Annotated in this window: 11 protein-coding genes; 6 read left to right on the top strand and 5 right to left on the bottom strand. The window is 64.6% G+C overall.

Features of this window, described 5'->3' with window-relative positions:
- Positions 1 to 153 precede the first annotated feature (153 nt).
- From thrS to ACR9YP_RS20095, 3 genes are all read left to right on the top strand, one after another.
- Positions 154 to 2,196, top strand: coding sequence for a threonine--tRNA ligase (gene thrS, locus ACR9YP_RS20105; RefSeq protein ID WP_474220951.1), 2,043 nt, complete (start codon positions 154 to 156; stop codon positions 2,194 to 2,196).
- A 93-nt stretch (positions 2,197 to 2,289) separates the two neighbouring features.
- Entirely contained in the window at positions 2,290 to 2,853 is a 564-nt protein-coding gene (locus ACR9YP_RS20100; protein ID WP_128933029.1) for a nitroreductase family protein, read from the top strand.
- Between the two features lie 63 nt (positions 2,854 to 2,916).
- Positions 2,917 to 4,185: a serine hydrolase domain-containing protein gene (locus tag ACR9YP_RS20095; protein ID WP_474220950.1), complete on the top strand. Its 1,269-nt coding sequence runs from the start codon at positions 2,917 to 2,919 to the stop codon at positions 4,183 to 4,185.
- Here the strand turns inward: ACR9YP_RS20095 and ACR9YP_RS20090 are convergent.
- The 3 genes from ACR9YP_RS20090 to ACR9YP_RS20080 all read right to left on the bottom strand — a co-directional run bounded on the left by ACR9YP_RS20090 (position 4,171) and on the right by ACR9YP_RS20080 (position 9,012).
- Complete coding sequence (locus ACR9YP_RS20090) at positions 4,171 to 6,633, bottom strand: putative bifunctional diguanylate cyclase/phosphodiesterase (protein WP_474220949.1); 2,463 nt, start codon at positions 6,631 to 6,633, stop codon at positions 4,171 to 4,173. The genes ACR9YP_RS20095 and ACR9YP_RS20090 overlap by 15 nt on opposite strands.
- Positions 6,634 to 7,386: 753 nt before the next feature.
- Positions 7,387 to 7,581, bottom strand: a complete 195-nt coding sequence (locus ACR9YP_RS20085; RefSeq protein ID WP_130221158.1) for a hypothetical protein — start codon at positions 7,579 to 7,581, stop codon at positions 7,387 to 7,389.
- A gap of 342 nt (positions 7,582 to 7,923) precedes the next feature.
- A complete protein-coding gene (locus ACR9YP_RS20080) occupies positions 7,924 to 9,012 on the bottom strand; it encodes a hypothetical protein (RefSeq protein WP_474220948.1) in 1,089 nt (362 codons plus the stop codon).
- 240 nt (positions 9,013 to 9,252) lie between these two features.
- Between ACR9YP_RS20080 and ACR9YP_RS20075 the strand changes: the two genes are divergently transcribed.
- Positions 9,253 to 10,293 (top strand): patatin-like phospholipase family protein, encoded by a 1,041-nt coding sequence (locus ACR9YP_RS20075; protein ID WP_091889401.1) that lies wholly within the window; start codon positions 9,253 to 9,255, stop codon positions 10,291 to 10,293.
- A 7-nt stretch (positions 10,294 to 10,300) separates the two neighbouring features.
- Here the strand turns inward: ACR9YP_RS20075 and ACR9YP_RS20070 are convergent, their stop codons facing one another.
- Together ACR9YP_RS20070 and ACR9YP_RS20065 are read right to left on the bottom strand one after the other, a co-directional pair.
- Positions 10,301 to 10,729 carry a CBS domain-containing protein gene (locus ACR9YP_RS20070; RefSeq protein WP_474220947.1) on the bottom strand — a complete coding sequence of 143 codons (429 nt, stop codon included), beginning with the start codon at positions 10,727 to 10,729 and terminating at the stop codon, positions 10,301 to 10,303.
- Positions 10,730 to 10,908: 179 nt separating this feature from the next.
- Positions 10,909 to 11,724: a rhomboid family intramembrane serine protease gene (locus ACR9YP_RS20065; RefSeq protein ID WP_474220946.1), complete on the bottom strand. Its 816-nt coding sequence runs from the start codon at positions 11,722 to 11,724 to the stop codon at positions 10,909 to 10,911.
- A gap of 455 nt (positions 11,725 to 12,179) precedes the next feature.
- Here ACR9YP_RS20065 and ACR9YP_RS20060 point away from each other — a divergent pair, with 455 nt between their 5' ends.
- Entirely contained in the window at positions 12,180 to 12,734 is a 555-nt protein-coding gene (locus tag ACR9YP_RS20060) for a PAS domain-containing protein (protein WP_474220945.1), read from the top strand.
- Positions 12,735 to 12,875: 141 nt separating this feature from the next.
- On the top strand, positions 12,876 to 14,015 hold the full coding sequence (locus ACR9YP_RS20055; protein ID WP_474220944.1) for a DJ-1/PfpI family protein: 1,140 nt from the start codon (positions 12,876 to 12,878) through the stop codon (positions 14,013 to 14,015).
- Positions 14,016 to 14,034 lie beyond the last annotated feature (19 nt).

Genomic DNA, 14,034 nt, shown 5'->3' with positions numbered 1-14,034 from the left:
TAAAGGGCGCGCTCTGAAATAGTTGGTGCACCGTCCCAGCTTTTGCGCGCCACTTTCTTGGAATTGCCGGATTGCGCAGGCCGAATCGCCTGATATATCGCTCGTTCCCGCTTACCTGCGCTCGTTCGCAGGAGTGAGCCTCAGGAGAAAAGCATGACCGACCAGCCAAAATCCGAATCCGGATTCCAGTACAGCCTCTCCAATCTGAAGCCCGTGTCTCCCGCCCCCAAGGTCACCCTCACCTTCCCAGACGGCGCCCAGCGCCAGTTCGACAAGGGCATCACCGGCATCGATATCGCCAAGGGCATCTCGCCGTCGCTGGCCAAGCGCACGGTAGCGATGGCGCTCGACGGCGCGCTCGCTGACCTCAATGACCCGATCGAGGCCGACGCGAAGATCGAGCTCGTCAATCGCGACGATCCCCGCGCGCTCGAGCTGATCCGTCACGACTGCGCGCACGTGCTGGCCGAAGCCGTACAATCGCTGTGGCCGGGCACCCAGGTCACCATCGGCCCGGTGATCGAGAATGGCTTCTACTACGACTTCTTCCGCAACGAGCCGTTCACCCCGGAAGATTTTGCCGCGATCGAAAAGAAGATGCGCGAAATCATCGCGCGCGACAAACCTTTCACCAAAGAGGTTTGGGATCGCGAAAAGACCAAACAGGTGTTCCGCGACAAGGGCGAAGCCTTCAAGGTCGAGCTGGTCGACGCCATTCCCGGCAACGAGCCGATCAAGATCTACTACCAGGGCGACTGGTTCGATCTCTGCCGCGGCCCGCACATGACCTCGACCGGCAAGGTCGGCAATGCCTTCAAGCTGATGAAGGTGGCCGGCGCCTATTGGCGCGGCGACAGCAACAATCCGATGCTGACCCGTATCTACGGCACCGCCTTCGCCAAGCAGGAGGACCTCGACGCCTACCTCAAGCAGATCGAGGAAGCCGAGAAGCGCGACCACCGCAAGCTCGGACGCGAGCTCGACCTCTTCCATTTCCAGGAGGAAGGTCCGGGCGTCGTGTTCTGGCATCCGAAGGGTTGGACCATCTTCCAACAGCTGATCGCCTATATGCGGCGCCGCCTGACCGGCGACTACAGCGAGGTCAACGCGCCGCAGATCCTCGACAAGGTGCTGTGGGAGACTTCGGGCCATTGGGGCTGGTATCGCGAGAACATGTTCGCGGCGCAGTCGGCCGGCGACGAGGCCGAGGACAAGCGCTGGTTTGCGCTCAAGCCCATGAACTGCCCCGGTCACGTGCAGATCTTCAAGCACGGCCTGAAGAGCTATCGTGATCTGCCGTTGCGCCTCGCCGAGTTCGGCGTCGTGCATCGCTATGAGCCCTCCGGGGCCATGCACGGGCTGATGCGCGTGCGCGGCTTCACGCAGGACGACGCGCACATTTTCTGCACCGAGGACCAGCTCGCCGAGGAATGCCTGAAGATCAACGACCTGATCCTGTCGACTTACGCCGACTTCGGCTTCACCGGCGATCTCACCGTGAAGCTGTCGACCCGGCCGGAGAAACGCGTCGGCACCGATGCGATGTGGGATCACGCCGAGCGGGTGATGGCGACCGTGCTGCGCGAGATCCAGTCGCAGAACAATCACATCAAGACCGAGATCAATCCGGGCGAAGGCGCCTTCTACGGCCCGAAGTTCGAATATGTGCTGCGCGACGCCATCGGCCGCGACTGGCAGTGCGGCACCACGCAGGTCGACTTCAATCTGCCGGAGCGTTTCGGCGCGTTCTACATCGACCATGACGGCGGCAAGAAGCCGCCGGTGATGGTGCACCGCGCGATCTGTGGCTCGATGGAGCGCTATATCGGCATCCTGATCGAGCACTATGCCGGCAACTTCCCGCTCTGGCTCTCGCCGGTGCAGGTGGTGGTCACCACCATCACCTCGGAAGCCGACGAATACGCCAAGCAGGTCGTCGAGCAGGCGCGGCGCGCAGGCCTTCGGGTCGAGATCGACCTGCGGAACGAAAAGATCAACTACAAGGTCCGCGAGCACTCGCTGGCCAAGATCCCGGCGCTGCTCGTGGTCGGCAAGAAGGAAGCCGAGACGCATTCGGTCTCGGTCCGCCGGCTCGGCAGCGACGGCCAGAAGGTGATGACGACGCAGGAGGCGATCGCCGCCCTCCTCGACGAAGCGACCCCGCCGGACGTCCAGCGGGCGCGTGGCGCCGTCTGATCCCTGAAATCGATCTAAATTCGCTTCCGGTTGCGGGCGTGCATACCTATCTCGGGTCTGTACGTCCGCCGACCAGTTGAAGAGGATATCGCAGTGCGAGATGCCATCGAACTCCTGAAGACCCGCCGCTCGGTCAAGCCGCGCGAGATGACCGGGCCCGGCCCCTCCGCAGCCGAGCTCGAGACCATCCTCACCATCGGCGCGCGCGTGCCCGACCATGGCAAGCTGACGCCCTGGCGCTTCATCATTTTCGAGGGCGATGCCCGCCAGCGCGCCGGCGAGGTGATCGCAAAAGTCTTCGCCCGGAAGAACCCAGGCGCGCCTGCCGCCGACGTCGAGACCGAGCGCAAGCGCCTCACCGACGCGCCGCTGGTGATCGGCATCGTCAGCTTCACCAAGCCGCATCCGAAGGTACCGGCCTTCGAGCAGGAATTGTCGGCCGGCGCCAGCGCCATGAACATCGTCACGGCCGCAACCGCACTCGGCTACGGCGCCTGCTGGCTGACCGGCTGGTTCGCCTTCGATCGCGACGTGCTTGACGGCCTCGGCCTCAAGCCGGACGAAAAGCTCGCCGGCTTCGTCCACATCGGTACGCCGACCAAGCCGAGCGAAGACCGTCCGCGACCGTTCCTTTCGGAAATCGTGACGCGTTTTTAAGCGATGTTTTGTTGACGCCTTTGGCGTCTTCCGGCTTTCATCCCGCCCAGGGAGGAAGCCCGGATGAGACGCCGTGAATTTCTGGTCGGGGCTACGCTGCTGGCCGGCACCATGGCGCGAGGCCGCGCCGCCGACATTCCCGCTCCAACGCCCGACGGGCTCGACCGCATCACGGCATTCTTCGACAACGAGGTGACGAGCGGCCGGCTGCCGGGCGCCGTCATCCTGGTCCAGCAGCACGGCAAACCCGTCTACCTCAAGACGTTCGGCGTACGTGACGTCACGACCGGCCTTGCCATGACGCCGGACACGATCTTCGCCATCCACTCGATGACCAAGCCGATCACGTGCCTCGGCGCGATGATGCTGATCGACGAGGGCAAGCTCGCACTCACCGATCCCGTATCGAAATACGTCCCGCTCTTTGCCGACACCAAGGTAGGCCTCGAGATCACCAAGCCGGACGGCAAGCTGGAGCTCGATCTCGTGCCGCCGGTCCGTCCCGTCAGCATCGAGGATCTGCTGCGGCACACCTCCGGCATCAGCTACGATTACATCGGCGGCAAATGGGTCGAGCAGGCCTACAAGGCGGCCAATATCTTCGAGGGTCAATTCAACAACAGGGAATTCGCCGACCGCATCGCGAAATTGCCGCTGGCGCGGCAGCCGGGAACGTTGTGGCGCTACGGTCATTCCACCGACGTGCTCGGCAGCGTCATCGAGATCATCTCGGGCCAGACGCTGTACCAATTCCTGAAAGCACGCATCTTGGATCCGCTCGGCATGAGCAGCACCAAATTCGCGCTGGCGACGGAGGACGAGCTGGCGCGGATGGCGCGGCCGTTGCCGAACGATTTCATCCTGCTCGCCGCCGAACGCGAGCGCCTCGACCATCCCGAATGGCAGTCGGGCGGCGGCGGGCTACTCTCGACCATCACCGATTATCAGCGCTTCGCGCAGATGCTGCTCAACGGCGGCGAGTTCGCGGGCAAGCGTTATCTGAGCCCTGCTGCGTTCAAGGCCATGACCACCGATCACATCGGACCCGGATCCGGCGTCGGACGCGACTATTTCTATTTCCCCGGCGACGGTTTTGGCTATGGCTACGGCCTTGCGGTGCGCACCGATCCCGGCAACGCGAAACCGCCGCCGCCTGGTTCGATCGGCGAGTTGAAATGGGACAGCGGCAGCGGCACCTATTTCGGCGTCGATCCCAAGCTCGACATGGTCTACCTCATGATGCAACAGACTCAGAATGAGCGCGGCCGCATCACGCCGGCGTTCAAAGCGCTGGTCTACGATTGCTACCCGCCTCCGCTACGCCGCCCGTGAGGCGCGCTGGCCAAAATTGGCGAGCAGCGTTGCGATCTCGACGGCGGGCCGCGCCGCGCTGAACAGGAAGCCTTGCACCTCGTTGCAGCCTTCGGCGCGCAGCCAGTCGAGCTGATCCTCGGTCTCGACGCCTTCCGCCGTGGTGGTGATGTTGAGGCTGCGGCCGAGACCGGAGATCGCGCGCACGATCGCGCTGCAATCGGGCCGCTGCGCCAGATCCTTGACGAAGGAACGGTCGATCTTGATCTTGTCAAAGGGGAAGCTGCGCAAGTAGCTCAGGCTGGAATAGCCGGTGCCGAAATCATCCATGGAGATGCCGACGCCGAGCTCGCGCAACTGATGAAGCGTGGCGAGATTGGATTCGGTCTCCGCCAGGAAGATCGACTCGGTGATCTCGAGCTCGAGCCGCTTCGGCGACAGGCCGGACTGCGCCAGGGCCGAGATCACGACCTGAACCAGGTTGCGGCTGCGGAATTGCGCCGGCGACAAATTGACCGCGACCTTGATGTCGACAGGCCATTTCACGGCTTCGGCGCAGGCCTCGCGCAGCACCCATTCGCCGAGCTGGGTGATCAGACCAATGTCCTCGGCGACCGGAATGAACTCGGCGGGCGAGATCATGCCCTTGTCCGGGTGCCGCCAGCGCAAGAGCGATTCGAATCCGGAGATGCGGTCGGAGGCGATCGACACCAGCGGCTGGTAGTGCAGCTCGAACTCGCCATTGGCAAAGGCGCGGCGCAGGTCGAGCTCCATGTCGCGGCGCCTCTGCGCCTGGAGGTCCATCTCGCGCTCGAAGAAATGGTGCACACCGCCGCCGTCGGACTTGGCCCGGTACAGCGCCATGTCGGCGTTGCGCATCAACTCCTCGGACGTCGTGCCATCACCCGGTGACAGCGCGATGCCGATGCTGGCGCCGATCACCATCTCCTGGCCGTCGATCTCATAGGGCGCCTTCAACATGTCGATCAGCAAGGTCGCGCAGGCGCTGGCCTCGTTCGGCGAGACGTCGGCCGCCAGGATGACGGCGAACTCGTCGCCACCGAGCCGGGCCGCGAGATTGGCACCGCGGACCGCGGTGGTCAGACGTTCGGCGACTTGCTTCAGCAGGCGGTCACCCGATGGATGCCCGAAGGAATCATTGATGTTCTTGAACAGGTCGAGATCGATGTAGAGCACGCCGACCCGCTTTCCTCCGGCCTGGTCGAGCGCCTGCTTCAGCCGCTGCTGGAAATATTCGCGGTTCGGCAGGTCGGTGAGCCCGTCATGATGGGCCATGTGGGCGATCCGCGCCTCGGCCTTGCGCCGCTCGGTGATGTCGACCACCGCGACCAGATAGCCATCGCGATCATCGAAGGCGACGCGGCGGCCGAAGGTGAGCACCTCGATCTCGCTGCCGTCGGCGCGTAAGTGCCGCCAGTTGCGCGAGGAATGATAGGCATCGCCAACGCGTTCGAGCGCCTCGGCGTGGCTCTCCCACTCGTCCTCGGGCCAGATCTCGTGCAGCTTCATGCGCAGGAAGGTGGCGCGACTGTAACCGTAATGCTGGACCGCGGCGTCGTTGACGCTGAGGAACTGCTTGGTCTCGGCGTCGAACACCCACATCGGCATCGGGTTGTTGTCAAACAGCAGGCGGAACGAGGCGTCACGCCGCTTCAACGCGGTGACGTCGGAGATCGTCAGCGAGACCACGTCGGCGAAGGCGGTGGCGCCGAGGCGGAGGTGTCGTCCGTCGCTCTCGATTTCGAGCTGCTCGCCGCGGCCGTCCGAGACAGCCTTGAGCAGGAAATCCATGATCTCGGGTGCGGCCAGCAGCGTGCTCCCCTCACCGACCCTCCGCCACAGCAGGCTTCCGGTCGCGGCCTTCAGCAGCGCGCCCGCGCTCTTGTTGTGGTGCACGATCTGGAGATCGAACGCCTTGCCGCTTGCATCGCGCAGCGTCGCCAGCGACACCACGGCGTCGTCGGTCGCGGAGAAAATCGCATCCAGGAGATTGTATTGCGTGCCGCGCTCATTGATGTAGGCGCCGACCAGTGTCGCGCCCCAGCGCGAGGCGGTCGGCAGCGTCAGCACATCGTAGGTTCTGACCATGCCGTCGCGCACGCAATGCGCGCTGGCATGATGTGGCTGTCCCGTTGCGAGCGCGATCGCCGCCGCTTCCGTCAGCGCCGTGGCGCAATCGGGCGACAGCTCTGCGACGGCAATGTCCCAGCGCTCCTCGCCGAGCCATTTCTGCACGTAACGTCCGCTGCGCGACAGTTCGAGCGCGCCGTCACCCCTGAGCAGCGCGATGTGATCGGCGAGCCTTCCGAGACTGCCGAGCATCACGTCCTCATAGCGCGGCAGCCGTTCGCCCGGCTTCAACGCGGCACGCCATTTGCGTTGAAGCACCGGGATGTCATCGAACATTTCGGCGGCCGGTTTTCCCGACACTTTCTTCGCGGCACTCATGGCAGTCCCCAACGCACTATCCCGGCGCATCCAATGCAGCTGCGCTTAACGGCCTGTAAAGAGCGCACAGGCGCAGGGCTCGTTCGGTGATTATGACAGTTTTAAGTCAGGTGTTGGTTAGTCGGCGTTAGAGACTATGACGGTTGTGTTTTCGAAGCGTGCTGTGAGTTGGCAACGGCGTCGGCGCAACTGCATCAACGTCGTCATTGCGAGCGCAGCGAAGCAATCCAGAATCTTTCCGCGGAGGCAGTCTGGATTGCTTCGTCGCAAGGGCTCCTCGCAATGACGGAGTGTGTGGCGATAGCGAGAGACTCTCTCGTGTCCCGGACGCACTGCAACGCGCGAGCGTTGCTGCGCAGAGCCGGGACCCAGCAAGCCAAGCATTCGCTGATGCATAGGCCCCGGCTCTGCAGCGCACCGCTGAAGAAGCGCTGCGTCCGGGGCACGAGACGTGGTGTTGGCGCGCACAGCTGCATCAACGTCGTCATTGCGAGCGCAGCGAAGCAATCCAGAATCCCTCCGAGGAGGCAGTCCGGATTGCTTCGTCGCATCAGCGCAAAATTGCTTTGCAATTTTGTCGCGAGCTCCTCGCAATGACGGAATATGTGGATGGCAACGTCGCTCGTCTAACGCACATCTTCATCGCAGACACACCCGCGTATCCTCGCCCGACAGGCAACGCAAGGTCTTGTAGCCCGAATGGAGCGCAGCGTAATCCGCGCTACGAATTCAGAGCAAGCGGCTCACCCGCCGCTAATCCTCGCTCGAGGCGGCGGAGCGGTCGTTCAGATGGGCCTGCGACAGCAGGAAGAACAGCGCGCGCTCGCCGTGATATTTGGCGGACGGGCGCGTGCGCTCGAACCCGTCCGCAAATATCTTGCCGGACTGGTCGCACACCTGCCATCGCCAGCCAAACCGCTTGCGCCTCGTTAGGACCACTTCGAACATCCCGACCGGCTGGGCCCCCTGCTCATTGCCGCTGGCGCAGCCGTCGATGGTCTGCGCATCCGGCTCACCTGGACCGATGCGACATATAACCCAGCGGGATGGAAAGAGAATAAAATTGATGATCGGAATCGGGCATCGTCCACCGGCGTGGTGAACTCACGTGGTTTTCCGGGATAAGGCGCCGATGGCGGGTTTCTTCGCGCCTTGAGACGCGGCTTGGGCGCTGTCGCAGAGGTAACAGGAGATGGTGTGCTTGTGCGCCATGTGAGAAGCGGAGGATCCCGAGGCACGAAGCCCAGCATCCGGACCAGACCACCACCGGGCGGCATCGCCGCCGAGGCATCACCGCGCGACGACCTCGACTTCGCCGTCGACGCCGTTCACGACGTTGAAGCCGCGCTCGTAGACCTTGCCCTCGTTCTTGGCGATGGCGCGGTATTCGCCTTCAGAGAGCACGACGCGCGGAAAGGCGCCGATCGATTCCTTGATGACGTCGCCGCCCGGGGTCAGCACCGACCAGGCGGTGTTGGCGAGCGCCTCTCCGCCCCTGTCGCTGACGAGCTTGAGCGTGATGACGGCAGCGCGGTGGGTGATGGTGACGTCGGTGAGTTTGCCGGCCTGGACGCGGATGTCCGAGCGCACCACCGAATTGGCATCGCCATAGTTGGAGACGATGTAGTAGGTGCCCTCCGGTATCAGCACGACGTCGCCGGCGGCGACGTTCGGCACCAGGGAGGCGCGCTCGCCGGATTCGAACTGGCTGCCCTTGTAGATCGCGAACGAGATCTGGTTCTGCGGGATGCGGCTGGTGCCGACCCGGCCTTCGATGCGCAGGCCGCCGGCCGGCAGCACAAAGGATTCGCGGTCGGTCTCGGCCTTCAGGCTGACGGTACGCACTGCACTGACGAGCCCGAAGGCGACGTGCACGACGTAAGTGCCCGGCGGCAGCACGATGTTGGGCGTGGCGTTGCGCTCCTCGCGGATCAGCTTGAAGGTGCCGTTCTCGTCGGGACGATCGGCGAATACGCGCCAGACCAAGCCGCTGGTGATCGCGGGAGAATCCTTGCCGTATTTCGCGGTCAGCGACAGCACGCCCTGACCGGGCGCGGCCGCGTTGAGCGGCGCGGCCGAAGGCACGGTGGTGACCGCGGGCGGCGGCATGCTGGGCGAAGCCGGCTGCATCAGGGTCGGCGGCAGGCTCGGGGGGCCGGCCCCCGGCCCGGAGGGCGGCGCCAGATTGATGGCGCCGCCGGGATCCGGCACCGATGCAGGGGGCACCGGCGGCGGCCGATCGGAGAAAAGCTGCGCCTTCGCGGCGTTTTGGCCAAGGGAAACCGGGCCGAGGGACACGAGGCACGCGGCAAGGATCAGCGCCGGCAGCAGCCGAACGCCACGCCGCCATCCGATGATGCCGTCACCCCCGCGTGTCATGCCCCTGCTTTTCACCGAAAACGCGGCAAATTCAAGCCTCAGGAACCCGATCGAATACGGTCATTGGAACCCGGTTGACGCCTGCGTGATTAGTCTCGAAGCAACCGTCCATCGCCATACTCCTGCCCTGTGCGCTTCCCAAAGCGGCATAAACCATGCTTCGCCGCGGTTCTGGCGGAGCGCCAGTGTGACGCTTAGTCTGGTGATACGGGCCTGGCCCCGGCGTAGGGGAGTTTTTCAGTGCTGGACATCTTGAAGGGTCGGGGCGCGAACGGCTCAAACGGCGAGAAAGTTGGCGAAAAAGTTGGCTTGGGCAGCATTCGCCGGCCGGTCATCGGCCTTGCCCTCGGGGGCGGCGCGGCGCGCGGCTTCGCCCATATCGGCATCATCAGGACCCTGCTCGCCAACGGCATCGTGCCTGACGTCGTGGTCGGCACCTCGATCGGCGCCGTGGTCGGCGGCGCCTATGCGGCCGGCCAGCTCGATACGCTGGAAGAATGGGGGCGCAGCCTGCAAGGCATGCGCAACATCCTCGGCTATCTCGACATCCGCCTCAATGGCTCCGGACTGATCGGTGGCGAGAAGCTGGCGACCCGGCTCGAGGAAGCCGTCGGCCAGACCCTGATCGAGGACCTCTCAGCCAAATTCGCCAGCGTGGCGACCGAGGTGCGCACCGGCCACGAGATCTGGCTGACGCGCGGCCGCGTGGTCGATGCGATGCGCGCCTCCTATGCGCTGCCGGGCATCTTCTCGCCCGTGCTGATCGGCGACCGCTGGCTGGTCGATGGCGCACTGGTCAATCCGGTGCCGGTCTCGGCCGCCCGCGCGCTCGGCGCCGAAATCGTCATCGCCGCAAATCTTTCCAGCGACATCTTCACCCATTCCACGACGATCTATTCGCACGGCGCGATGCCCACTCCGGTGGCGCCGGTGGCCGAGGAGACGACAACCAAACGGCGTTTCCCGCGGCTGTTCTCGCCCGAGAAGACCATGAAGCGCGAGTTCTTCGGCGGTGGCGGACGCCCCGGCATCTCCTCGGTGATGGTGGATGCATTCAACATCATGCAGGACCGCATCACCCGCGCCCGCCTCGCCGGCGATCCTCCCGACATGCTGATCACGCCACGGGTCGGCCAGTTCGGCTGGTTCGACTTCCACCGCGCCGAGGATCTGATCGCGCACGGCGTGCGCGCCGCAGAGCGTGCGTTGGATTCGATCCAGGAAGCGATCCACGTGCTGGCGCCGCCGCCTGAAGGCGCAGCGCCGACAGTACACGAGTGAAGTCCGCTCAGGCGGTCTTGATATAGTCGCGCAGGGCTTCCTGCTCGGCCTCGTATTCCTGGACGCGGCGCTTGACGATGTCGCCGATCGAGATCAGGCCAACCACCTTGCCATTCTCGATCACGGGCAGATGGCGGAACTTGCCTGTCGTCATCATCTCCATGAGCTCGGCGACCGTATCGGTCTCCTTGCAGGCGACGACCTTGCGGGTCATGACCTCTGCGACCGGCTCCTCCAGGACGCTGGCGCCGCGCTCGCCGAGCACGCGCACGATGTCGCGCTCGGACAGGATGCCTTCGAGCCGGCTCTGGTTCATCACCAGCACCGCACCGATCTTCTTCTCAACGAGCAGCTTGATCGCGGCCGACAGCTTGACGTCGGGCTCGACGCTCATGATCTGATGGCCCTTGGTGTTGAGAATGGAACGTACCGTCATTGTCGCCTCCCTGAATCGGAGCCGTCCGCCCATTTGGCGGTTCGGAACTTGTTCGCGAGTCTTCAACTAACAGTTTCAGCGCCGGTTCACGCTCGTGCGCTTTGCGAAGCATTGCTTCGCTTTCGGAACATTCTTCTTGGGAATGATGGATGAATTCGGGCCGTGCCGCAAGCGCCGCTTCAAATTCGGTCTGAAACGTCCTGTGATGACGCATCCGCAGCATCGCTTCGCATGCGCGGCACTGGATCGAACAGCGCGAACAGCAGGAGCCCTGCGAAGAAGCCGCCGATATGCGCTTGCCAGGCCACGCTCGTGGTTTCGGCATCGACGCCGATCGCGCCGACACCGAAGATGATGTTGAGGCCGAACCAAACGCTGAGGAAGCCGACCACCCGTCCGTCGCGCAACGCGCGCGACAGCGGCAGCGCCGGAACCTTTGCAGCGGTATCGGCGTCCGAACGGCTGAACGACAGGAAGCTGCCGCGGGCGAACGCGAAGCGGATCGCCGCCGCCATCGCCCCCGACACCGAGGCCGAGGCGCCGATCATCGGCGCCACCGCGTGCTCATGGGTGACGAGATGGGCGAGCGCGCCGGCCGCCGCCGTCACCGCCATGAACACGAAGAACCTGATGGCGCCGAAGCGCCGCGCCAGCGCGCTGCCGAACGGCAGCAGCCACAGCACGTTGAAGCCGAGATGGGTCAAATTGGCGTGCAACAGCGAATAGGTGACGAAGGTCCAGACCTTCGCACCCGCTCCGCCCGGAATCTGCAAATTGAGCAGCGAGGAATCGTAGCGCTTCGGGATGAAGCCGAAGACGTCGATGGTCCAGTTCTCGATCTCCGGCGGCAGCAGCACCCGCAGATGGATCAGCGCCAGCAGGGCGATATAGGCGGTCAGCGCCACGGGCAGCGTCAGGATCGGCTCGCGCGGGGCCTCCTGGACGGCCGGCAGATCCGGAGAATCCTGCGGCGGAGAATTTTGCGGGGAATCCAAGGCAGCTTCGCTTTCAGGCGCGATCGGAGCGATCCACTTGGAGATAGTCGCCTTTGCCGGCGTTGCGCAAGTGCACAAAAGGAAAAGGCAGGGCCCTGGGAAAGCCCTGCCTGTCCGTGTCGGACTTCCGGTACCCCTGGGAATAAGGTGTATCCCCACCCCTCCCCGCGGTCCCGTGACCAAACTGTTTGACGCCCAAAGTTCAGGCCTCGCCGAGAACCTGGAAAACCGGCGAGACTTGCGACCGCGATCACCATAGCAGGCGGGCCGCCGGCGCAAAGCGCATAGTTAATTTAACGTTAACGACGCAAAAGCAGCGCCCAGGGGTGCGAAAACGCCCTCGCGGCATGGACGCTGCAGATCCCCTCCTGCACAACAACGAGAGGGATCGCGGGTGCACTGAAGCGGGACAGGTTTGTGCCGCCAAGTTGCGCCCCCGGGGTAAGCGTTCAGTCATGAAACATCCGTCAAGCCGCGAGTTCTTCGCGTATTGGGACGACAAGCGCGGCACGGCGCGGGCCCCTGACAGGGCCGACATCGATCCGGCCGCCGTCCGTGACCTGCTCGGCGACATCTTCGTGCTGTCCTGCGAACAGCACCTCGGCTTCCCGTTCCGCGTCGCCGGCACGCGCGTCTGCGCGCTCGCCGGAGGCGATCTCAAGGACCGGAGCTTTACGGCGCTGTTCACACAAGCCAGCCGCGGCGAGATCGAAGAGATCACCACAATCGTCGCCGACGAGACGTTGGGTGCGATCGCCGGCATCACGGCCGCACGCGAGAACGGCAGCAAGGCGCATCTCGAGCTGCTGCTGCTCCCTTTCAATGCCCGTCCGTATACGCCTGTCAGCGTGACCGGCGTGCTCGCACCGTTCGACGACGAATGCGGCACACTCGGCCCCTTCACCCTCACCTCCTGGCGCTATTTGCATCAGCCGGAGAAACTGCTGCCACGCGCGATCCGCAAATTGCAGATCGCACGCGGGCTGATGGTGTATGAGGGGCTGCGGTAGATTTCGAAAGCTCCTGCGCAGGCGGTGATCGTGCGATGGATCGTCGCGCGCCATGACCGATTTTGCCGGATTTGCGTCATTCCTGAAATCGTTGCGACCGGATAGCTTCCGCGCCGCGTGAGACGACGAGCGGGTGACATCATGAGCTGGCGCATTCTGGGGTGGACCGCCCTCGGCGGCATGGCATTGCTGGTGGCGATCGGCGGAACCTGGCTGCTCCTGCTGCCGGGCGCGCCGGCATCGGGAACCGCGCCCGCGATCTCCAGAGACGAAACCGAGGCGACGCTGGCCGCGCTGAAACCGCCGAAACGAAAGCGCCCCCTGATCGCCATCGTCGGCATCAACGACATGAGCGAGACCACCGACTATCTGATGCCCTACGGCATCCTCGCGCGGGCTGACGTCGCCGACGTCCTCACCCTGGCGACGCAGCCGGGACCCGTCACGCTCTATCCCGCACTGAGGGTACAGCCGCATGCGACCATCGCCGAGTTCGACGCCGCGCACCCCGACGGCGCCGACTACGTCATCGTGCCCGCGATGAGCCGCGACGACGACGCAGTCGCCCTGCAGTGGATCAGGAGCCAGGCCGGCAAGGGCGCGATCGTCATCGGCGTCTGCGTCGGCGCTACGGTCGTTGCCAACACCGGGCTGCTCGACGGCAAGCGGGCCACGACGCATTGGTATTCCGTGCGCGATCTACAGAAGCACTCGACGATCCGCTATACGGCGGACCGCAGACTGGTCGTCGACCAGGGCGTCGCGACGACCACCGGAATCAGCGCATCCATGCCGATGGCCCTCACCCTGATCGAGGCCATCGCCGGACGGGCCAAGGCCGAGACGGTCGCCCGCGACATCGGCCTTGCGGCGTGGGATGCGCGCCACCGCAGCGACGCGTTCCGCTTCACGCGCTCCTTCGCGCTGACGGCGATCGCAAACACGCTCGCCTTCTGGAACCGCGAGCAGCTCGGAATCGCATTAAGGCCTGATGTCGACGAGGTCTCGCTCGCACTGATCGCCGATGCATGGTCGCGGACCTATCGCTCGCGCGCCCTGACCTTCGCCGCCACGGCGCAGGCGCGCACGAGCCGCGGAGGCCTCGGCATCCTGCCGGACCGGATCGCGGACGATTGGTCTGCGCAGCAGGCGCTGCCGGGAGCCGGCACCTCCCCGCCGGCACAGGCGCTGGATGAAACGCTGCGTGCGATCGAGGCGCGCTACGGATCGCGCACGGCCGACTTCGTGGCGATGCAGCTCGAATATCCGAAGCTGGATTGATCTCACTCTTAGCGGCGGA

This window comes from Bradyrhizobium sp. BR14999 (assembly GCF_056106085.1).
This window is presented reverse-complemented; position numbering and strand designations above follow the sequence as displayed.

Bases quoted from the DNA above. Each gene is read 5' to 3' on its own strand.
- thrS (WP_474220951.1), top strand. From the start codon at position 154: ATGACCGACCAGCCAAAATCCGAATCCGGATTCCAGTACAGCCTCTCC.
- ACR9YP_RS20095 (WP_474220950.1), top strand. From the start codon at position 2,917: ATGAGACGCCGTGAATTTCTGGTCGGGGCTACGCTGCTGGCCGGCACC.
- ACR9YP_RS20090 (WP_474220949.1), bottom strand. From the start codon at position 6,633: ATGAGTGCCGCGAAGAAAGTGTCGGGAAAACCGGCCGCCGAAATGTTC.
- ACR9YP_RS20085 (WP_130221158.1), bottom strand. From the start codon at position 7,581: ATGTTCGAAGTGGTCCTAACGAGGCGCAAGCGGTTTGGCTGGCGATGG.
- ACR9YP_RS20080 (WP_474220948.1), bottom strand. From the start codon at position 9,012: ATGACACGCGGGGGTGACGGCATCATCGGATGGCGGCGTGGCGTTCGG.
- ACR9YP_RS20070 (WP_474220947.1), bottom strand. From the start codon at position 10,729: ATGACGGTACGTTCCATTCTCAACACCAAGGGCCATCAGATCATGAGC.
- ACR9YP_RS20060 (WP_474220945.1), top strand. From the start codon at position 12,180: ATGAAACATCCGTCAAGCCGCGAGTTCTTCGCGTATTGGGACGACAAG.
- ACR9YP_RS20055 (WP_474220944.1), top strand. From the start codon at position 12,876: ATGAGCTGGCGCATTCTGGGGTGGACCGCCCTCGGCGGCATGGCATTG.